Origin of the sequence: Streptomyces ossamyceticus, assembly GCF_001418475.1 — a bacterium.
In the GTDB taxonomy this organism is placed as follows: Bacteria; Actinomycetota; Actinomycetes; order Streptomycetales; family Streptomycetaceae; genus Streptomyces; species Streptomyces ossamyceticus.
Genome location: NZ_LIQX01000209.1, coordinates 1 through 19,873 on the forward strand (window position 1 = coordinate 1; position 19,873 = coordinate 19,873).

The following is a 19,873-nucleotide window of genomic DNA, read 5'->3' on the forward strand; positions in this document are numbered from 1 at the left end:
CCCTCGGCTGGGGCTGGACGTTCGGCACCCTGCTGCTGGTCGTCGCTCTCGGGCTGGTTACCGCCCGCGCTTTGCCGCAGCCGGTCACCCGTCGAACGGCCCTGCTGGCGGCGCCTGTCGCGGTGACGTTGCTGATGTTGTCGCTGCCGGTCCGCAACACGCTCTACCTGGGCCAGACCAGCATCATCCCCGTCCTGCTCGTCCTGGCGGGCTGCTTCGCGGTACGCGGTGAGCGCGTCAGCGGTGTGTTCATAGGGGTGGCCGCCGCCTTCCAGCCGGCCCTGCTGCTGTTCGTGCCGCTGCTGTGGTTCACCGGCCGCCGCCGGGCCGCCGCGAGCACCGGCATCACCTTCGCCGGGGCGACCGTGCTGGCGTGGGCGGTGATGCCGCACGACTCGTACGCCTACTGGGTGCATCATCTGGCGGGTGTGGGGCTGGGTGGCCGGGCGGACGACCTCGCCAACCAGTCGCTGCACGGGGCGCTGTTGCGGCTCGGCCTCGAAGGCCCGGCCGAGATCGCGGTCTTCTTCACGCTGGCCACAGCCGTCGCCGTGTTCGGCATGCGCCGCGCCATCCACTACGCCCGTGACGGGCAGCTGCTGCTCGCGGTCGCGATCACGGGGTGTGTGGTGGTGGCGGTCTCGCCGACGTCGTGGAAGCACCAGTTGCTGTGGGTGCTGCTGGCTGCGGTGGGCCGGGTGGGTAAGAAGGCGTCCTCGCGGTATGTGTGGCCGGTGGCGGTCGTCCTGGTGATGACGCTGCCGGCGAAGATGATGGTGCCGAACGTCGGGGTCCTGTATCCGGTGCGGGACAACGTGGTCCTGCTGGCCGCGCTCGCCTCGGCGCTGGTGGTGCCGTTCCTGTCCCGCACCTCGCCCTACTACCGCCACCCCGTCCCCACCGTGTACGCGCCGAAGACGCAGACCCGCTTCAGCTGGGCGCCGCTGCTGCGCCGGGTCGCCACCCGTCCCAACCTGCTGCTCGAACTGCTGCTGATCCGCGTCACGTACGCCGCCTACCAGCGCACCCGGCTGGAGGCGGCCGGCAGCCGGGCCGTCGCCGAGGAGCACGCCCGGCAGATCCTGACGGTCGAGAAGGCCCTGTTCCTCGACATCGAGCACGCGGTCAACCACGCGGTGGTGCAGGTGGGCTGGCTGCGGGACTTCTTCGACTTCTACTACACGTCGTTCCACTTCGTGGTGCCGCTGACCGTCCTCGGCGTCCTGTACTGGCGCCGTCCCGCGGACTACCGCTGGGCCCGTACCGCGATCGGTTTCACCACGGTCCTCGCGCTCGTCGGGTTCTTCTTCTACCCGCTGGCGCCGCCCCGGCTGATGCCGGGCCTGGGCATCATCGACACCATCCACGGCGTCCAGGACTTCTCCAAGCCCGACTACGGCACACTCACCCAGCTGGCCAACCAGTACGCGGCGATGCCCTCGCTGCACTTCGGCTGGTCCCTGTGGTGCGGGCTCACCATCGCGATCGTCGCGCCCCGCTGGTGGATGAAGGCCCTCGGCCTGCTGCACCCGACGTTCACGCTCGCCGCGATCGTCGCGACCGGCAACCACTGGGTCCTCGACGCGGCCGGCGGAGCCGCCGTCGTCGGCGCGGGCTTCGCCCTCACCCACCTCCTGACAGGACCACGGGCGGCTCCGGGCACGGACGAGGACGACGGGAAGACGGACGACGGGGCCCCGCGGACCGCCACCAGCGGCCCACGCGACCCCGTCCGTGGCTGACCGTCAGCTCCCTCGGCGGCTGACCGTCACCTCCGCCGTCGGCCGACCCTCAGCAGATCCACAGGTCGTAGCGTCAGGGTAACGACGTAGAAGCAGGTCAAGCCGTTGTCGCTACCTCCGGCGGTGGTCGCGCTCACCGCCACCGGACCAGCCACCGCCCCTGCGGGCAGGGTGACGCCGAGCGAAATGTCCGAGAACACCGTCGGGGAGGCCATTCAACCTCCGAACGCCCCTGAGGCGGCCGTGGGCAGATCCGATCCGCTGAGGGTCCTCGCTGCTGGCCTAGGCACCGCCATCGCGCACAGCGGCGGCCCACCTTGAGGGGGACCTTTGCCCTGCCCGCACCGGCGCTGTGTGCAGCGGTTGCCTGGAGTACGGCAGGGAGGCTGGTTCGGCTGTTCAGTCATGCGGCGATCACGTGCTCGGGGCGGAGTCTTTGTCGTTTCATGACAAGAAGGGACACCGGACGGGTGACACCGGGGAGGTAAGTTGTCGGCTATGAGTTCGATCTTCGAACGCGAGCAGCCCGCTCGGCAGTTGGCAGGAAAAGTCGTCGTCGTCACCGGAGCTGCCCGCGGACAGGGCGCGGCCGAGGTTCGGGCGCTGGCCCGAGCCGGTGCCATCGTGGTGGCCACCGATGCGCGTCCCGAGGGTGATGGATGCCGACGGCTCGACATCAGCAGCGAGAGCGGCTGGGACGAACTGGCCGCCGAACTGAAGGACACGTACGGCCACGTCCACGGGCTGGTCAACAACGCGGGGATCATCGAGAGGAAGCGGCTCGACGACGTACGCCCCGAGGACATGGCGCATGTGCAGGCGGTGAACACCACCGGCCCACTGCTGGGCATCCAGCGCCTGTCCCCGCTCATGCCGCCCGGCTCGTCCATCGTGAACATCGGGTCGGCGACCGCCCTCACCGGCTACTACCCCGTCGCCTACACCGCCAGCAAATGGGCACTGCGTGCCGTATCAAAGATCGCAGCCACGGAACTCGGGCCGAAAGGGATCAGGGTCAACACCGTGCTCCCCGGCTATATCGAGACCGAGATGACCGCCCAGGCCACACAGGCCTTTCGTGACGCGACCCTCAAGGAGACACCACTGGGCAGAAGCGGGACGGTCGAAGACATCGCCCCGCTCGTGGTGTTCTTGCTCTCGGAGGAGTCGTCCTTCATCAGCGGTGCGGAGATCGCGGTGGACGGAGGGCTCACGGCGCACGGCGGCGTCAAGTCCATCTCGGACGCTCTGAAGAGTTGAGGAGCTTGAGCGGGCTGATGCCCCGACGGCTTTGACGGGGAAGAAGGGCTGCACCGCTCGCCAGCTTGTGGATGAGGACGTTGGCGATCGCGCGGTTCTGCCGTTTCGGGACTGCCGCACGCTCGGCGGGCGTTGGGGGCACGCTCCCACGACAGGCGGTCAGGAACGGGTCAGTTGAGGTCCACTTCTCCTTGGTGACGTTGCCGCAGTCCCAGATCTGGGCCGGGGTACCACCCGTGTAGGTATTCCTGTCGATGTCCGCGCAGCGGTGAAGGTGAGCCGATTCGGGGTGGCGCCGACTGCGCTACGGGAGTGCGTGAGGTCGCGCGCGCCGAGGCTGGTCGGGAGGTGTCGTGGGCAGAAGTGCCTTCACGTGCTGCCACGCCCCTTCGACGGTGAGCGTGGTGTCGCCCGTCAGCAGGGCCACGCTCAGCCCGTCCATGAGGGCGACCACGCGCTGCGTGAGCGGTTCGACGTCGTCGGTCAGCTCGCCGAGGATCCGGGCGATCGCCTCGCGCCAGGCAGCGTCGAACTCCAACTGAGCCTCCCGTAGAGCAGGCTCGTGCATCACCCGCGGCCACAGCTCGGCCCACAGCAGCCAGCGAGGGTCACCGGCGGTACGAGGGAAGTTGAGCACACACAGACGGTGCAGCCGCTCCTCGGCCGGGCCGCCGGACTCCAGCAGGCGGTCCCGCTGCCCGGCCAGCTCGTCCTCGCTCCAGCGGAGCAGTTCGAGGAGCAGGCCACTCTTGCTGCCGAAGTAGTAATCGGCCTCGCCCGCAGTGTTCTTCATCCACGGCGGCGGCATGTGCCTCGGTGACCTCGACTACGAGCACACAACAGCGGTGAAGATCTGCGAGGAACTCGGCGTACTCGTTGTCTCCTCCGGCTACCGCAAGGCACCCGAACACCCGCACCCGGCACAGGTCAACGACTGCTACGCCGCCCTCTGCTGGATGAGTGACAACGCGACATCACTCGACTTCGACCTGGAACGGCTGGCGATCTTCGGGGGCAGCGCGGGCGGCAATCTGGCCCTCGCCACGGCCTTGAAAGCGCGTGACCTCGCAGGACCCGCCCTCGCCTACATCATGGCCCTCTACCCGATGGTCGACCACCGCCATGCCACCCCCTCCGCGCACCAGATCACGGACACCGGAGTGTGGGACCGAAAGACCAACATCGAAGCCTGGGAGTGGTTCCTCGCCGGACAGACACCTGACGCATACGCCGCCCCACTGCACGCCGAGAACCTGGCCGGGCTACCGCCCACATTCATCGACGTGGGTACTGCCGACGTCTTCCGTGACGAGGACATCGCCCTCGCGCAGCGGCTTCTCGCCTCCGGCGTCCCCACAGAGCTGCACGTCTACCCCGGCGTCTACCACGCCGCGGAACACTACGCACCCGACGCGGAGGCGGCACGCCACATGTGGTCAGTCCGTATCCGAGCCCTCAGCAAAGCCCTCCGCATACAACTCACCCCCACCCCCACCGATACCTCCGCGGACACCGACACCGACACCGACACCGACACCGACACCGACAGCAACGGACACCACAACTGACCACCGCCACCGGCCCGAGGACCGGCCCCCCACACCGGACGAGCGCCTTCCCTGGATGGACTCAAGTCAGACGACGCCGGATGGATCAACAGCAAGCCGTACTCCCCCGCACGGCACGACCACAACCCCAGCGAGCCAGCACACGATCATGGATCGACCCGCCGCCCCGACCACCTGCGGAAGTCGCCCACACGGGAAGTGTGTTGGCGCGAGAGCGGACGGGGTTTCACCGGCTTGCACCGAAGTCCACCGGGTTCCACAGGGCCCCGGAGGACGTGTCAGGCTGCGGCTTCTTGGTGGGCGGCCCTGGATGCAGCCAGGTCCGCCGCTCGCCCGACCGAATGGGCGGAGGCGGCCAGCAGCGGCAGCCGGACGGCCGGGCTGGGGATACGGCCCTGAGCGTGCAACACCCCCTTGATCACGGCGGGGTTCGGCTCGGCGAAGAGCGCGGCGGACAGCCGGGCCAGCTCGGCTCCCAGTCTGCGGGCCGGTCCGGTGGCGTCGCGCTGCCACAGGGAGATGAGCTCGGCGAAGTCTGCGGTACGGACATTGGCCGACGCCAGGATGCCGCCGCGGGCGCCCGCCGCGAGCAGCGGCGAGATGACGGCGTCATCGCCGCCGAGCACGGCGAAGTCCGGGACAGGCGAGCCGAGCAGTTCCATCGCGGCTGCGTCGATCACACCTGTCGCGTACTTGACCCCGACGACCTGTGGCAGGTGGCCGAGCGCGGTCAGCGAGCTGGTGCTGAGGGTCTGCCCGGTGCGGTACGGGATGTCGTAGACGACCAGCGGCAGGCCCCCTTGTTCGGCAAGTGCCGTGAAGTGCGCCAGCGTTCCCGCCTCGCCGGGCCGGGTGTAGGGCGGCGTGGGAACCAGCGCCGCGGTGACATCACCGCTCTGAGCGAGCTCCTGCAGTGTGGTGACGGCGGCGGCGGTGTCGTTCGTGCCGACGCCGACGATCAGGGGAGCGCCGTGTGCCCGGCAGGCAGCCGAGCAGATACGGATCACGGCCCGCTTCTCGTCGGTGGTCAGCGTGGCCGCCTCCGCGGTGGTGCCCAGGGCGACGAGTCCGCGAGCGCCGCCGACCAAGGCCTCGTCGGCGAGGCGGGCGAGCGCGTCCGGGGTGAGGCGCAGGTCGTCGGTGAACGGGGTCACCAAGGGGACAAACAGGCCGGTGAGATTCGCTTCGGGCTTCATGCGCCCAGCCTGACCGACACGAACCCAGTAGATCCAGTTCATGTTTCTACGGCTATACGTAAGCTCACCTTATGCTTGATGTCCGACGTCTTCACCTGCTGCGCGAACTGGACCGACGCGGCACCATCGCGGCCGTCGCCGAGGCGCTGACCTTCACCGCCTCCGCCGTCTCCCAGCAGTTGAGCGTGTTGGAGCGCGAGGCAGGCGTACCCCTGCTGGAACGAAGCGGCAGACGGGTGGTGCTCACCCCCGCGGGCCGCACCCTCGTCACCCACGCCGACGCCGTCCTGGAACGCCTCGAACTGGCGGTCTCCGAACTGGCCGGGGCCCGCGAAGGCATCGGCGGGCCGCTGCGAATCGGAACTTTTCCCTCAGGCGGCCCCGCGATCGTGCCCGCCACGCTCGCGGAACTGGCCCAGCGGCATCCCGCGCTCGAACCGATGGTGCAGGAGATCGACTCGACGCGCGTCTCCGACGGCCTGCGCGCCGGCGAACTCGACGTGGCCCTCGTCCACGACTACGACTTCGTGCCCGCCTCCCCGGACACCACGGTCGACCAGGTGCCCTTGCTGGAGGAGCCGATGTACCTGGCGACGGGCACAGCCATCGACACCGATTCCGCAAGAGGTACCGCCACGCGCGGTGACACGCTGGCGGAACTGCTCGGACCGTGGGCAACGACCCCATGGATCACGGCCCGGGACGGCACGACCGGTCACGCGATGGCCGTACGCGCCTGTCAGGCAGCTGGTTTCCAGCCGCGCATCCGCCATCAAGTCAACGACTTCCGTACAGTGCTGGCACTCGCCGCCATCGGTCAAGGCGCCGGCTTCGTACCGGAGATGGCCACGGCACGCACCCCCGAGAACGTGGTCCTGACCCGGCTGCCTCTCTTCCGCCGCTCGAAGGTCGCCTTCCGGGCAGGCGGCGGCACTCACCCGGCGATCGCAGCGTTCGTGGCGGCGGCACGAACAGCGGTGGGCGCCAGGGGCCGCACGTCCTCCGGGTCCACCAAGACGTCGGCGTCCTCCCTAAAGCGGGAGTGAGGGCCGCCTATGGCGGCGACGCCAGTCTCGTGGGCGTGTGGGTGCGGGTGGGCCGCCCGCCTCGCCTTCGGCGGCCACATCATCGAGACCGGCACCGACTCATACCGCCTCGCCACGCCCCGCCACGACCCGCGCCCGTGTCGAACAGTGAAAGGCCGGTTGCCGCTTGCTCTTCGGACTGACTCCACTTACCGTCGGACGCTCACTCGTCCTCCCAGCTGGAAGTGCCCATGCCTCGCCGGTCACCGGGCGAGATCAGGACCGAACGACCCCGTCGCAGAAACTCCAGAGGCCGCAGAAACGCCAGAGGCCGACAGGTCATCGCTGGTCTGTCCGCTGCGACGAACCGACAGATCGCACAGTTCGAGGTTCATTACCGGTTGCCTCCCGGTCACGTCGCCCACGCCTGCCGGGCATGGGCTCTGTCGCTTCACCCATGGCCGGACCACGGCCCCGACCATGGCTGGGGAACCACCCTCTGGAGGGACAGGCACGCGCGAACGCTGCTGCAAGGCGCGGCCTCAGCCATGAATCGCCAGGCACGCCGTGAACTTCTCAGAGCAGTCGCTCCCCTGGACGACCGCTTCTTGGCACGGACCCTCCCAGATCCGTACTCACCACCCACGGAACCCTGGTGGAAGCGCCGCCTCACGGAGACGCCGACAAGAAAATCGCCAACGAACGCATCCGCAACAGCGGGTTGGACTGGGCCGTGGTCTACCCCACCCGGCTGACCCACGGCCCCGCCAACGGCGCGTACAGCGCGGGAGACCGGCTGCCGATGAGGAGCAACCCGACCATCAGTCGCGCGGACGTCGCCGCCTTCATACAGAAGGCGGCACACGGCGCCGAGTGGATCCGTCGCAGCCCTGTGATCACCGACTGAACACCTGCCACCGGCCGTACCCAACCGCGAGCGCGTTCACCCAGCGCTTCACCCAGCGCCGGACCTCCCCCGGCCTGCGCCACGGGGCCTCCCGCTTCGCCGTCACCTCAGGCCACGGGCCCGGTGGACTCCAAGAGATTTCTTCGTCTGAGCAACTTGAGCGCCCACCAGTTGATCTGCTTGCCCATGGTCCTGCGTACCGAAGGCATCGCCCTGGTCGCCAATCAGGTGCAGATCAAGCTGCTGACCAGGCTGAGCCACTGCACGGCGGGGCGGCACAGGAGAGCGGGCCGGTGCCCGTCCAGGTACCAATGGCGTGCTGGGCGTTCTGGGCACCGTCCCACCCCTTCCCCGACGCCTTGCCCTCCGGTGCTGGCATCAGCCTCAGCCACGCCGATTGCCCGTCGGCGGTGGCGCCGGAACACCCAGAGTGCGCCCGGCCCACCCCCGGAACCCCCCCGACTCGACTCGTACGGCCAGGCCTCCGCGGCGCAGGCATGACAGGCGCGCGAGAGGCGCTCGATGTCCGGGTCACTGGAGTGGCGTTTCGAGGTGCTGTCGCTTCGTACGGAGCAGTCGGGGCTGGTCGTGCCCAGCGGGTGAGGTCCCCTGGCCGTGCCTGGCAAATGATCTCTGCGAAGCTTCGTTCTCCGAGGTTGAAGGAGGGGTCATGGGGATTGAGCTGGAACTGCACTCGGGGCGCCCCGCGCACAAGGGTTCGTCGCGGGACACCTTGCTGCGGAGCTCGTACGAGCACGGTGCGGCGCTGGCGAGGGTGCTGAGCACCCTTGACCGGCGGGGCTCGGGCAAGCTGGCCTGGGTGGATCCGTACCGCGACACGTTGTTCAACGAACAGGAAGCCCAAGTCGCCCGCCAGGAAGTCTCTGCCCTCACACAGAGGTGTTCGGGCGACGAGCAAAAGGCGGCCCTGCTCGACCTTGCCGAGCTGCTTGAAGCATGTGCGGAGACGCCGGGCAGCTACTTGTGGTTCATGGGTGACTAACCATGCTTGATCATTTGGCGGCGGTCATCCCTGAACGGTCCAACCAGTTCGACAGCCGAAAGCGCCGAGCATGGGCCGGCGGACAGCCGCCAGCCTTCGATCCAGCGCTATATAAAGCCCGCAACTTGGTCGTACGCTGCTTCAACAGACTCAAGCGGGTCCGGGCCACGGCCCGGGAGGCGGCGGCTTGCACGAAGATCACGATCACGTGGCCTGGACGTCCACGAAAGTCGGGGCCCCCACCGAAGGTTGGCGTCGGCCGGTCGCGCGGACAGGACATTGAAGGAGCTTCCGCCCGGCGTTCCATCAGGACATGTTCCGCCTGGCCGGAGCCATGCCAGGGGCACGGCAGCCGGGCAGAACGTCCGGCCGTGCCCGAGCCACCGCCACCGCCACCGCCACCGCCACCAAGACCTGCCCGGCAACATCAATGTCAGTGCCCGGCCGTAGGGTGCATCGGACGTGGCCTGTCACCGGCTGCGCCCGCAGTAATAAGCCACCCCACCGGCCCCGCACCGTCGGCCGGAAGCTGAAAGAGAGCAACATCCCGCCGTGTTTCAAGAGACTCCCATCTTCAGCCGCCTCGTCGACGAGCGTGGCGACATCCCCGCCCAGGTCCGCGGTGAGGCCGAACGCATACGCCGCGACCTCGCACGGGTGATGCCCTGGCCCCCTGTGTCCGACCTGCCCGCCCGCACCATGCCAGACCGTGGCAGGCCCTAATTCCGCGGGCGCCCTTCATTCCCGCCTGCCTGGGACCGGCGTGCCGTGGTCGAGGGTTGAGGAACACCCGTGTCAGATCGCGCGCGTAGCACGTCGCTAGGCGGGCGGCGGACGAGGCAGGGGGTCGTGCGGTGGCTCGCTGTCGTCCGACAGCCAGCCACCCGCCGCCGATTTCGGAGGTGACCTGGACGAGGCAACCCTGGAAGAGCGCGTAGCCCTGATCCGCGGCGCGCTCAAAAGCGCCGCTGCCCCTGCGGCTTCCTGGATATCGAACGCTCGCCGTCGACGCTGGACCAAGTGGCCTCCGAGCGGTCTGAACTCGCTGAACTTTGGGACGATGCTGCGAACGGCTCGAAGTGGCGCCACGACATCACCCGCCTCCGCGACGTCCCTTCACCCTCCGGTTCCTCCACAAGAGGAAGCTCTCGTCGACATCTAAGCGATCACCCACAGTCACGGGTCACAGAAGTTGGACCAGAGCCCGAACATGCTGACAACACTTCAGCTCAGCGACAAACGACATAGCTGTTCGGAGACATAGCCAGCCGTACCCTCGGTGCGGGGGGAACGTTGAGTTCGCTCAGCACTCGGCCGGTCCAGTTCGCTGCATGCCGTGGGCGCGGCAGACCGAGCTTGAATCAGACCCGGATCGGCCCACCTGGCGGAGGTTGCGGGCCGCTGCCGACATGCTAAACGTCGACACGATTCGGGCCGTGCTGTCCTCCTCCCCCCGCCGATCTCCGGTGGTGTGGCTGCGGACCGGATCGCCGAAGCCCTGGGCGCCCCCGACGGGATCGGTGAAAGGGCGAATGTGACGGGCCTCGGGGCCCGGGGGTCACCGGTCGACGCTGCTGGTCTATCTCAATGTGAACCTGGACAGCACGCTGGACTACCCCCGGCCACTGCGCAGCTCGATGTCGACTGGGAGCAACGAGTTCGGTGGAGATACCCAGAGGCCCCCGCTCGCCATTCTCCAGCCCGTCCCGACCTGGCCGGTTCCGCGTCAAGCGACGGCACCTCGTCTCCTTCAGCTACCGAGTGAAAAAAGGTGTCGCCGTTCCGAGCGGCTTGCCCACTGGGGCTGACCTGCGGAAAGGAGTGTGTCTGGTTGGAGAGGGCTCTCACCTCCCGTCCTCGTCGGAGGCAACCACCCAGCCAACGGTTCAGCCGCCTGCCGGTGTGCCCCTCTTTCCAGGCGCCGCGGGGTGCGGAAGGCTCGGGATGGGCCACGCGGGGTTCCACCGCCAGGCCGACCACGAGGCGGCGTCGGCGAACGGGCCAGAGCGTTCCTCGAGCATCGCAAGGGCCTGGTCGCGGGCGGAGTCCACGGCTTGATGCTCGACGTCGGTGACGATGCCGAGCCGCCGCACGTGCGCGTACTCATCTTCGTCCTTCCACCGCCAACTGCTCAGGTCCGAGGAGACGACCAGGTCCACGGTCAGGTCGAAGGTGTCGAACCCGGAGCCGGTACGGACCGTAGGGCGCTCGAAGTTCACATACCAGTTCCGCAGCCCTCCGTCGGTGTAGAAGGCGTTGACGCTGAACCACGCCACTGGCGGCTTCCACAACAGCAGTTCGGTTTCCTGCCACACGGCGGCCTCCAGCTCGCACGCGCCGCTCGCCATCGCGTCGAACGCCTCGATGCGCATCGCACGGTCGTCGAATGCACGGGCCCTGAGGTACAGGGTGGACCAGCGGGTCTCGGCTCCCGGCGAGCATGCGACCATCAAGGCCTCACTCGTATCGGTGACGACGCGCAGTGCGTGCTCGCTCCACACCCGGCCGGGACCGTACACGTCGCGCCGGACTACGGTCTGTCCCATCTCGAAGCTGCGCACCCGATCCTCCTTCGCCGGACGCCCGGCCCGCCACGTCCGGCGGGGGCGCCATCCACCCAACAGTTGGTACGCAGCGAATCCGGTCACGGACCCTCCGTTTACCAGCACCTTAGGTACCTACCGTGCCGGTGGGCACCCGCGCACGGAGTCGATCCTCACAGTCTCGCCCGCGCCTCGGAAAGGGCCCGGCCGCGCTGTCCTGGTGTCCGCCTCCGCCTCCCAGCCGCCCCTGGCTGGAGGGTCCAGCGCTTCCCGCCTCGCCTCACAACCGAGGCATCGCTTGGCAGCTGGCGCGCCTGGGTGGAAGCTGCATCACTTGGCAGGTGGGGCTGCTCTCGGCGCCGGAGCCGACTCACAGCGCGTTGGCCCGGAGCGAAGAAGCGTCGTCGTGCGCCCTGAGGAAGGCAGGCGCACTCTGTGGACATGAGAGGAAACAGACCTGCAGGGCCGCCCCCTGGACCGACGTCGGATCAGACGCCGTCCCGTGCTGTCCGTGGCTCATCTCGCCGCGCATGGCTCATCCACGCTGCAGTCGCCGTCGGCGGGCTACTGGCAGGAATCCTGATCGGCAGCGTCGGCTCTGGAGGGAGCAAGGCCTCTCCTTCCGCGACGGTGACTGTGACCGCCACAGCGACGAGCGCAGAGGTACAAGCGGCCGATTCCTCCAGCGCCACCGATAGGGAGCAGGAGGAGGTGGCGCCCGAGGGAGGGATTCCGGGCGATGGAACCTTCCTGGTGGGCAAGGATATTCGGGCTGGCACCTATCGCAGCGAGGGCAGGAACAAGTACGGCTGCTACTGGGCGCGGTTGAGCGACACTACTGGTGAAGGGGACGCAATCATCGCCAGCGGCAACGCCGAGGGCCCGGCGATCGTCAAGGTAGCCGCAGGTGACAAGGCGTTCCAAACCACCGGCTGCAAGCCTTGGAAGAAGATTGGCTAGCCATCAGCCAAACGATGGTCTGTCCCCGCCGCCGGGAGCGTCGAACGCGTGGCGTGCTACGTACGGAGCCCCATGCACGGCTTCCAGGAGCAACCGGCCAAGACGATCGCCGTCTACTGCCGCGTCGGACTCTCCGCGTCGATGGACTCGGCTGCATGGCACTCGACCGGAGGTGCGTTGAGCCGCTGCTCCAATTCCTGGCCGACCTCTGGGAGAAGAACAGCCTCGCCATCGCCTCCAGTGAGTCGTTCGGCGGCTGGGCGAATGCCTTCGAGACCCCGGCTCTACGCGCCATCGCGGACTGTCTCATCTTCAACGGCACGATCATCCGAGCCGGCTCCGTGTCCTGCGCCACGCCCTATAGCAAGGCCGGACTCAACAGGTCGCCGTACCTACAGCAGGTCCCGCCTTTCGTCCACTGTCGGCCGGAGACACCCTCCCTCGGCATCCTCGACTCGATCGGTGCGGGATCGGCCGGCCAGCGGGGGCTGAACGCTGCTCGCCGCTCCTGGCTCCGATGTGCCGGACGCAACACGGCATCTCAACAGCCGCTGAGCCTTCCGAACCGGGCCACGCAGTGCCAGACCTTCTTGAGATCTTGGAGAGCGTAGCGACCTGTGCGGGCAGCGTCTCCGATTACCCGCGGAGTGAGCCAGTCGCCTGGAGCGATCGCGGCTCCCAGGTCCACGTACGCCTTGCCGCGATAGTGCGGATGACGACGCAGGTCAGCAATGCCGAGCCGGAAACCGGGATGCCACTCGACTGGGCACGGCAGGCATTCTGCTTCGTGCTCGACCGTCGTATCGCGATAACTGGGATCCAGCACCAGCGCTTCCACGTCACGATCAAACCTGACAGGCCCATGGACCTGTGTCTCTATGTGACCGTCCAGGGGATCCGTGTCCGCTGCCTCGGCGAGCTCGACCAGTGCGCATCGATCGGCGATGCCGAACGCAGAGGGCTCGGTGGAGCTGTCCGGGTAGCAGAAAGTAGCGCGTGTGAGAGTCTCGGGCGTGAGCCTGAAGTACGAGGAGCCGAATCGCGGAGCTGCGCCGAACGCCTCACGGCGGTAGTTCAACGCGCCGTAGACAGGGCGCTCGTCAGGTGCGGCTTCGTCATACGCTCCAGCGAAGATACGGCTCTCCCAGCGCCATCGGTCTCCGCCCGGGTGAGCGGTCAGTCCGCCGTTACTGGTCCCTGTGGCGAACTGTGACTTGTAGACACCGTCGTCAGCCATCTGGACCAGGATGGGACGGTTCCTCTCGGCTCGATCAGGATGAAAGTGCATCGTCACCCGTAGGTCCGGAGGGAGTGGCCTACCTCTGGACGAAGCAGCGACATGACGCAGAGCCCTCTCCTGAAGCGAGACAGCGGTTTCAGGAGCCATGCGGGGAGTCCGCACAAGTCGCAGGCGCCAACGCATCTCAATATGGCCACTGCCGCACCGCAACCCCCATCGCTTGGTGCACCGTTCACCGACAGCGCGCGGTGATGGAGCACTGCCTCTTCACCGGCAGGTGCGGGTCACGACCAAGGCCGCGATCAGCGCGGGCACAGGTCGCTTGCCGGCGGACGCAGCGGCCCTCGTTCGCAAGGCTCGCTGGCATCCCCATCGTTTCCCTCCGCCCCGAGCCGGATAGGTCCTCGGCAAAGAGCGCAGCGAGTTCCGAAAAGGAACCTACAATGCGGGCATGAAGATGCATCGGGCGGATGAGACCTGTGGCATCGCCCAGGCCGCCGTTGTCATGGGCGACTGGTGGAGCGTGCTCGTGCTGCGCGAGATCGCTCGCGGGCATCTGCGTTTCGACGCGCTCGCAGGCGAACTCGGTCTTTCCCGCAAGGTTCTCGCCGAGCGGCTGGGCCGGCTCGTCGAGCGTGGCGTGCTGCGACGCAGCCTGTACCAACGCCGGCCGGACCGTTACGAGTACCTGCTCACCGACGCCGGGGTGGCGCTGTTGCCTCTGCTGGTCGCGATGCAGGACTGGGGTGACCGGTGGGTGCTCGGGGACGGAACGGTCACCGGGACAGCGGCACCGGACGGCGCGGAACACGCCCGCGTGCATGCCCAGGTCGGCACGCTCATCCCGGAGGGGCTCGTACTGCCCAGCACGCACGGCGTCGACCTGCCCGTCGTCGCGCCGGACTGTGCCGGGACCGTCCTGTTCACGTTTCCCGGCGCCGGGGTCGAGTGGGACGAACCCATTCCCGGAGCCGTCGGCTGCACGCTGGAGAACCGGTTGTTCAAGGATGCCTGGCCCGACTTTCGGCGGGCGGGAGTGGAGGTGCGCGGGGTGAGCACCCAACTTCCCCATGAGCAGGCCGATTTCGCGCACGCCGAAGCAGTGCCCTTCCCCCTGCTCTCCGATGCCGTGCAACGGCTGGCCGCGGCCCTGCGGCTGCCGACGTTCCGAGGGGCGGGTCGGCTGCGTCTGAAGCGGCTGATTCTCGTCGTCGGGCCGGACGGGGCGGTCCGGCATGTGTTGTTCCCCGTGCAGGACATACCCGCCGCTGTGACGGAGGCCCTGCGCCTGGCCACAGCCGGTACTGCTGCAAGTGCCGGTGCCGGGCCTGACGATACCGAGGAGTGATCACCGTGGTGGAAGCGTGGGGAGCCGGCCCCGTGGGGGCGCAGGTGGTCGGGGTGATCGGTGTGCTTGCCCTGGTGACGGTGGTGCCGGGTCCTGACATGGCGGTCGTCACCCAGCACGCGATCGCCTCCGGCCGCCGGGAGGCCGCCCGTGTCGCTGCGGGCGTAGTCACCGGGCTGCTGGTGTGGGGCGTGTTCTGCGTGGTCGGGCTTGCGGCGGTTCTGGCGGCCTCCGCCGAGGCGTACGCCGTAGTGAAGCTCCTGGGAGCGGCGTATCTGCTCTTCCTCGGGGCGCGTGCGCTGTTCGGTGCCCGGCACGGCGTGCCGTTGAAGGCATGCCGTCGGACGACGGGGGTCGGGAACGGGTACTGGACCGGCCTGGCGACCAATGTGCTCAACCCCAAGATCGCTGTCTTCTACGTCGGGCTGCTCCCCGCCCTGGCCCCGGGCGGTCTCCCCGCGGGGGCGGGCATGGGTCTGCTGGTGCTGCTGCATGCGGTGTTGAGTCTGGCCTGGCTGGCGGGTGTGGCCCATGCGGTGTCCTCGGCCCGTTCCTTCTTCGAACGGCCGCGTGTGCGCGTCGCGCTGGAGCGCGTGACGGGCGTCGTGTTGATCGGCTTCGGTCTGCGTGTGGCCGCGGAAGCCAAGTGAGTGTTCAGGAGATGTCGAGCCGGCCGTCGGCCGGGAAAGGGGTGGGGATGAGGCTGGGCACCGTCGAGCGGATCTGGCGATACCCGATCAAGTCCACAGGAGGAGAACGGCTGGAGTCGGCCGACCTGGACGAGCGGGGTCTACTGGGCGACCGGCTGTATGCGGTACGGGACGCTGAGGGCAGGTTCGGCTCGGGCAAGAACACCCGCCGGTTCCGCAGGATGCCCGGCCTGCTGCGGCTGCGCTCCCGTTACCCGCAAGCGGACTGCCTGGGCGAGCCGGAATTGCTCGACCCCGAGGGGGTTCCGGTGGCCGATGCCACCGCGTACCTGCGCAGCTACCTGCGGCGCCAGGACGTCGAGGTGGCACGCGAAGGGTCCGTCTCGCACTTCGACCAGCTTCCGCTGAGCGTGCTGAGCACCGCCACCCTCGACTGGATGCGCACCGCCCTCGCGGGAACCGTGGTCGACGAGCGCCGGTTCCGGCCCAATCTCCTCATCCGCACGCCACCGGGCACACCCGCGTTCGTGGAGGACCGGTGGCTCGGCTCCACTGTCCGCATCGGTGGCACGGTGTGCGTCACGTTCGTACGCTCCAGCGAGCGTTGCGTCATGGTCAATGAGTCGCAGCAGGGGCTGCCGCACTCCCCGCTCGTGCTGAAGACGATCGCGCAGGCGCATGACATGCGTCTGGACGCACTGGGCACCGTGGCCGCGCCGGGCACCGTCGGCGTCGGGGACCCCGTCGCCGTGATCCGGCCCTGATCCGGCCTCGGCCGCACCCGCAAGACGAAAGGAAGGCAACCACGCCGTGGGGACCGTCAAAGCCCTGCACCGATACCCGGTGAAGTCCATGCTGGGAGAGACATTGTCCCACGCGGTGATCACCGAACGGGGGTTGCGGGGAGATCGGATGGCAGCCGTCCTCGACGCGACGGGTACGGTCGGCAGCGCCAAGCACCCCCGCAAGTGGGGCCCGTTGCTCACCTGCCGCAACAGAGTGACCGACGACCTGACCGTCACCGTGCGAACACCGGACGGAGCCGAGCTGCCTGCTGGTCACCCCTCAACTGGACACTCGGCTGTCCGCGTTGCTGGGCCGCCGCGTCGTCCTGTCGGACACCCCACCAGAACACGGCGGGCGGCTGGAGCGGGCCGTTCCCGATCACCGGGGAGGTGTCCCCGACCGCCTGCGTGCCGCTGCCTTCACCGACGCCACCGGTGTCACCATCACCTCCGGCAGTACGCCACCGGGAAGCTTCTTCGACTACGGCACCCTCCACCTCGTCACCACGGCTACGCTGGCACGACTGCGCTCGGCCTACCCCGCCGGCGACTTCGACCCTCGCCGCTTCCGCCCCAACCTCGTCATCGACACCCCGTGACGAACCGGGCTTCGCCGAAGACGCCTGGATCGGTATCCATCTGCGCATCGGTGAAGCCCTCCTGCGTCCCCTGGTGCCCACACCCCGATGCGTGGTCCCCACCCTCAGCCACGGCGACCTCCCGCCCGACCCCCAGATCATGCGCACCGTCGCGAGCCGACACCGCATACCCGTTCTCGACCTCGGCCGGCTCTCCTGCGTCGGCGTATACCTCGACGTCGTAGAGCCGGGAGCCGTCCGCATCGGCGACGCCGTGACGCGAGTGGACGGCTGACGGCCTCTGACCGGCCACAGAAACGGGAGCAGCAGCCACCGGCGGCCATCTGCGACCGCCTCCGACCGCCCGTGATCAGTCCCGCCGGCAGTGGAGGAACGAGTCCGCCGTCTGCGCTCCGAGGCGGGGCGCGCGGTCGAGGAGGTACGGCGCGTCATCGACGTACTGCGACCGACGACGTTCCCTTGCTCCCGGAACCGGTGGAGACCGCTGCCTTTCGGATCGCGGACCAGGCCCATTCCGTTGGACGTATGAGGTCAACGGGTAAGTGACGCCGCGTAGTCAGTGGGGTCGAGCCATGGGTGTGCAGATGGACATCGCCATGGAATTCGCGGCCTTGCACCACAACCAGTTTCCGTCCGGGGGAGATCGCTGTCCTGGAACCGGGCGATCTCACGGACGTGTTCGGCGTCATGAGGGTGAGGCCCGGCAGGCGGGTGTCCTCGATGCAGTGCGTCGATGTCGTGTCCACCGGGCGGCAACTCTCACACAACCGTTCGTACACCTCGTGAGTCACATCCCCCGTAAGCATTCGCCTTCATTCTCTGCTTTGACTAGGGGAGTTCACCGTGCGCGCACGCACCTTGGCCGCCACCGCCGCCGTAGCGGCACTCACCGCGACCGGTCTGACCCTGCCGCTCGCCGGGAGCGCCGCCGCCGCTACGGCTCCGCGGTTCGACTTCAACGGCGACGGATACACGGACATCGCGGTCGGTATGCCCGACGCCACGGTGGACGGCAAGGCCAAGGCCGGCTACGTCAGCGTGATCTTCGGCGGCGGGCAGAGTCCGAGCCAGTCCACCGGCGTCATCAGCCAGGCGGAGACCGGCGTACCCGGAACGCCCGAGGCGGGTGACCGCTTCGGCTCCTCCCTGGCCGCTGTCGACGTGAACGGCGACGGCGTCTTCGAGCTCGTCGTCGGTGCGAGCGGCGAGTCGCTCACCTCGGACCAGCTCAAGGACGAGGGCACCATCACCGTTCTGGACGGCTCGGGATGGAACGTCAAGGGCACCACCGTGGCCAGGGGCACGTCCGAGTACAGCGCCATCGGCAGCACCATCACCACGGGTGACTACGACGGCGACGGCGACACCGATCTCGTGTACGGCGAGAACGGCGAGGAGCACGGCGCGATCCGGTTCCGGCCGGGCCCGCTCACCGCCGACCCGGTGACCCCCACGACCTTGCGCAGGTACAGCATGGGCGGCCGCACCAGTGCCCTTGCCACCGGCGACTTCGACGGTGACGGCCGGGACGACCTCGCCACCACGTGGCGGGCTCTGGATGACTCCGGAACCTTCATCACGCGGTGGGACGACCAGGCCGAGCCCGCCCAGTGGTGGAGCGACGCCGACCGCGGCAGCGCGCTCACCGCCGCCGACTTCGACCAGGACGGCACCGACGACCTCGCGGTCGGGCTCGTGCAGCCCAACCCCGAGACGGAGACGACGCATTGCGAGGACCGGCTCGGCGGTGCGGTGCTCCTCCTCAAGGGCTCGAAGACGGCGAAGTTCGGCACCGAGCACGACTGCGTCACCCAGTCGAGCCCGGAGGTCGGCGGCGCCGCCGAGCAGGGCGACGACTTCGGCGCCGCGCTGTCCGCCGGTGACCTCAACGGCGACAGCCGTCCCGAGTTGGTGGTCGGTGTGCCCGGTGAGGACGTGGGCACCGTGAAGGACGCGGGCGGATACGTCGTCATGAACGGTACGGAGAAGGGTCTCTACGGCGGTCTGGCCCGCAGCCAGAGCACCCCGAACATGCCGGGCACGGCCGAAGCAGGCGACCGGTTCGGCGCCCAGGTGGCGGTCGGGGACTACAACCGTGACGGTCTGTGGGACACCGCGGTGAGCGCGCCCGGCGAGAATGCCGGAGACCCCAGGTCGGGTGGCGTCTGGTTCGTGCCGACCAGCGCCGAGGAGACGTACCCGCAGGGCAAGTCGCTCACCCCGTTCGGCTTCGCGCTGCCCAACGGCGCCATCAAGTACGGCGAAGTGCTGGGCTTCTAGGGCGGGCGGGTCCCGCCGTCGTCGGCGTGGGCCCGACCAGTGGTGTCCATTCGGTCTGATTGCCCGTGCAGTTCGCGGGTTCCCATCACCATGTACGGATAGAGGGCTCGTGTGGCCTGGCTGCATCCAACAGTCGGGACCACGCGACGCCCAGGCACGACACGGGAGCGCTCACCCGTCTCCGTGCGCCCCGTCGCGCCGCTGCGCGCCCTGTGGTGGGTGGGGGTGGATCGTCAGAATGTACTTCCGGCTCTGCTGGTGAGCCGGTCCGGCAGCGCGGCCTGCCCGTCTGCTGCGTGTGTGGCCCACCTGGACCATCGGTCACGGCTTCCCGGTAGACGGCGTGGTCGTCTCCCGGGGACGTCGAGGGACGGGTGAGGGTGCAGCGTGGTGGAGCCGCTTCGGTACGGGGTCGATCCCGAGCGCGTGGGGCCGTACGAAGTGATGGGGCGTCTGGGCTCCGGCGGCATGGGCCACGTGTACCTTGCCCGCGTGGTGGGTGGTACGCGGCTGGTGGCGCTCAAGACGATCAGGCCCGAGCTGTCGAAGGTGTCCGGCTACCGGGAACGCTTCGCCCGTGAGATCGAGGTTGCCCGCAGTGTCCGCAGCCCCTACATCGCGCAGCTCATCGACTTCGGTCCCGACGCCGAGGTGCCCTGGCTGGCGACGGAACTCGTCCTCGGCCCCACCCTCGCGGAGGTCCTGGCCTCGCACGGTCCGCTGCCAGAACCCGCACACTGTCGGCCGGCAGCGGACCGTGCGAGGCC

At 68.6% G+C, this 19,873-nt stretch carries 19 protein-coding genes and 2 pseudogenes; 17 read left to right on the plus strand and 4 right to left on the minus strand.

Features of this window, described 5'->3' with window-relative positions:
• Together AOK15_RS16785 and AOK15_RS16790 are read left to right on the plus strand one after the other, a co-directional pair.
• Nucleotides 1-1,742 (plus strand): bifunctional glycosyltransferase 87/phosphatase PAP2 family protein (locus AOK15_RS16785; protein ID WP_055517562.1); only part of this gene is annotated, 1,742 nt, incomplete at its 5' end.
• A gap of 498 nt (nt 1,743-2,240) precedes the next feature.
• Nucleotides 2,241-3,002 carry an SDR family NAD(P)-dependent oxidoreductase gene (locus tag AOK15_RS16790; RefSeq protein WP_055517564.1) on the plus strand — a complete coding sequence of 254 codons (762 nt, stop codon included), beginning with the start codon at nt 2,241-2,243 and terminating at the stop codon, nt 3,000-3,002.
• A 304-nt stretch (nt 3,003-3,306) separates the two neighbouring features.
• Here the strand turns inward: AOK15_RS16790 and AOK15_RS16795 are convergent, their stop codons facing one another.
• Entirely contained in the window at nt 3,307-3,795 is a 489-nt protein-coding gene (locus tag AOK15_RS16795) for a TetR family transcriptional regulator C-terminal domain-containing protein (protein ID WP_240508460.1), read from the minus strand.
• Between AOK15_RS16795 and AOK15_RS16800 the strand changes: the two genes are divergently transcribed.
• Entirely contained in the window at nt 3,785-4,570 is a 786-nt protein-coding gene (locus tag AOK15_RS16800) for an alpha/beta hydrolase (RefSeq protein ID WP_240508461.1), read from the plus strand. The two genes, AOK15_RS16795 and AOK15_RS16800, sit on opposite strands and share 11 nt — an antisense overlap.
• Nucleotides 4,571-4,848: 278 nt before the next feature.
• Here AOK15_RS16800 and AOK15_RS16805 read toward each other — a convergent pair whose 3' ends face one another.
• Nucleotides 4,849-5,766, minus strand: a complete 918-nt coding sequence (locus AOK15_RS16805; protein ID WP_055517587.1) for a dihydrodipicolinate synthase family protein — start codon at nt 5,764-5,766, stop codon at nt 4,849-4,851.
• 71 nt (nt 5,767-5,837) lie between these two features.
• Here AOK15_RS16805 and AOK15_RS16810 point away from each other — a divergent pair, with 71 nt between their 5' ends.
• From AOK15_RS16810 to AOK15_RS46830, 4 genes and pseudogenes are all read left to right on the plus strand, one after another.
• Nucleotides 5,838-6,812 (plus strand): LysR family transcriptional regulator, encoded by a 975-nt coding sequence (locus AOK15_RS16810; protein ID WP_055517566.1) that lies wholly within the window; start codon nt 5,838-5,840, stop codon nt 6,810-6,812.
• A 634-nt stretch (nt 6,813-7,446) separates the two neighbouring features.
• Complete coding sequence (locus AOK15_RS16815) at nt 7,447-7,698, plus strand: NAD(P)H-binding protein (RefSeq protein ID WP_055517569.1); 252 nt, start codon at nt 7,447-7,449, stop codon at nt 7,696-7,698.
• A 670-nt stretch (nt 7,699-8,368) separates the two neighbouring features.
• Complete coding sequence (locus tag AOK15_RS16820) at nt 8,369-8,701, plus strand: hypothetical protein (RefSeq protein ID WP_055517571.1); 333 nt, start codon at nt 8,369-8,371, stop codon at nt 8,699-8,701.
• A gap of 14 nt (nt 8,702-8,715) precedes the next feature.
• Nucleotides 8,716-8,874, plus strand: a pseudogene (locus tag AOK15_RS46830) (IS5/IS1182 family transposase); the annotation flags it as partial.
• 1,713 nt (nt 8,875-10,587) lie between these two features.
• Here the strand turns inward: AOK15_RS46830 and AOK15_RS16825 are convergent.
• Nucleotides 10,588-11,262 carry a ribonuclease FAU-1 family protein gene (locus tag AOK15_RS16825; RefSeq protein ID WP_205632149.1) on the minus strand — a complete coding sequence of 225 codons (675 nt, stop codon included), beginning with the start codon at nt 11,260-11,262 and terminating at the stop codon, nt 10,588-10,590.
• A gap of 618 nt (nt 11,263-11,880) precedes the next feature.
• Between AOK15_RS16825 and AOK15_RS16830 the strand changes: the two genes are divergently transcribed.
• The gene (locus AOK15_RS16830; protein WP_157870272.1) at nt 11,881-12,204 is read left to right on the plus strand and encodes a hypothetical protein; all 324 of its coding nucleotides are present in this window, start codon (nt 11,881-11,883) and stop codon (nt 12,202-12,204) included.
• A 14-nt stretch (nt 12,205-12,218) separates the two neighbouring features.
• The gene (locus AOK15_RS43955) at nt 12,219-12,815 is read left to right on the plus strand and encodes an ATP-binding protein (protein WP_107099427.1); all 597 of its coding nucleotides are present in this window, start codon (nt 12,219-12,221) and stop codon (nt 12,813-12,815) included.
• On the opposite strand, the gene AOK15_RS42220 is transcribed toward AOK15_RS43955, so the two are convergent.
• A complete protein-coding gene (locus tag AOK15_RS42220; RefSeq protein WP_420876917.1) occupies nt 12,746-13,492 on the minus strand; it encodes a DUF3626 domain-containing protein in 747 nt (248 codons plus the stop codon). The two genes, AOK15_RS43955 and AOK15_RS42220, sit on opposite strands and share 70 nt — an antisense overlap.
• 403 nt (nt 13,493-13,895) lie before the next feature.
• On the opposite strand from AOK15_RS42220, the gene AOK15_RS16840 reads away from it, so the two are divergent.
• The 8 genes and pseudogenes from AOK15_RS16840 to AOK15_RS16865 all read left to right on the plus strand — a co-directional run.
• Nucleotides 13,896-14,792, plus strand: a complete 897-nt coding sequence (locus tag AOK15_RS16840; RefSeq protein WP_055517578.1) for a winged helix-turn-helix transcriptional regulator — start codon at nt 13,896-13,898, stop codon at nt 14,790-14,792.
• A gap of 5 nt (nt 14,793-14,797) precedes the next feature.
• Nucleotides 14,798-15,442 (plus strand): LysE family translocator, encoded by a 645-nt coding sequence (locus AOK15_RS16845; protein ID WP_240508462.1) that lies wholly within the window; start codon nt 14,798-14,800, stop codon nt 15,440-15,442.
• A 47-nt stretch (nt 15,443-15,489) separates the two neighbouring features.
• Nucleotides 15,490-16,206, plus strand: coding sequence for an MOSC domain-containing protein (locus tag AOK15_RS16850; protein WP_055517581.1), 717 nt, complete (start codon nt 15,490-15,492; stop codon nt 16,204-16,206).
• 88 nt (nt 16,207-16,294) lie between these two features.
• A pseudogene (locus tag AOK15_RS46835) lies at nt 16,295-16,432 on the plus strand (MOSC domain-containing protein); the annotation flags it as partial.
• Between the two features lie 100 nt (nt 16,433-16,532).
• On the plus strand, nt 16,533-16,826 hold the full coding sequence (locus AOK15_RS46840) for a hypothetical protein (protein ID WP_240508465.1): 294 nt from the start codon (nt 16,533-16,535) through the stop codon (nt 16,824-16,826).
• Nucleotides 16,827-16,899: 73 nt separating this feature from the next.
• The gene (locus AOK15_RS46845; protein ID WP_420876916.1) at nt 16,900-17,100 is read left to right on the plus strand and encodes a hypothetical protein; all 201 of its coding nucleotides are present in this window, start codon (nt 16,900-16,902) and stop codon (nt 17,098-17,100) included.
• 569 nt (nt 17,101-17,669) lie between these two features.
• Entirely contained in the window at nt 17,670-19,106 is a 1,437-nt protein-coding gene (locus AOK15_RS16860) for an FG-GAP repeat protein (protein WP_055517583.1), read from the plus strand.
• A 387-nt stretch (nt 19,107-19,493) separates the two neighbouring features.
• On the plus strand, nt 19,494-19,873 hold a 380-nt coding region (locus AOK15_RS16865; protein WP_240508463.1), incomplete at its 3' end, for a protein kinase domain-containing protein.

Bases quoted from the DNA above. Each gene is read 5' to 3' on its own strand.
- AOK15_RS16795 (WP_240508460.1), bottom strand. From the start codon at position 3,795: ATGAAGAACACTGCGGGCGAGGCCGATTACTACTTCGGCAGCAAGAGT.
- AOK15_RS16805 (WP_055517587.1), bottom strand. From the start codon at position 5,766: ATGAAGCCCGAAGCGAATCTCACCGGCCTGTTTGTCCCCTTGGTGACC.
- AOK15_RS16840 (WP_055517578.1), top strand. From the start codon at position 13,896: ATGAAGATGCATCGGGCGGATGAGACCTGTGGCATCGCCCAGGCCGCC.
- AOK15_RS16790 (WP_055517564.1), top strand. From the start codon at position 2,241: ATGAGTTCGATCTTCGAACGCGAGCAGCCCGCTCGGCAGTTGGCAGGA.
- AOK15_RS16850 (WP_055517581.1), top strand. From the start codon at position 15,490: ATGAGGCTGGGCACCGTCGAGCGGATCTGGCGATACCCGATCAAGTCC.
- AOK15_RS16810 (WP_055517566.1), top strand. From the start codon at position 5,838: ATGCTTGATGTCCGACGTCTTCACCTGCTGCGCGAACTGGACCGACGC.
- AOK15_RS42220 (WP_420876917.1), bottom strand. From the start codon at position 13,492: ATGCACTTTCATCCTGATCGAGCCGAGAGGAACCGTCCCATCCTGGTC.
- AOK15_RS16820 (WP_055517571.1), top strand. From the start codon at position 8,369: ATGGGGATTGAGCTGGAACTGCACTCGGGGCGCCCCGCGCACAAGGGT.
- AOK15_RS43955 (WP_107099427.1), top strand. From the start codon at position 12,219: ATGGTCTGTCCCCGCCGCCGGGAGCGTCGAACGCGTGGCGTGCTACGT.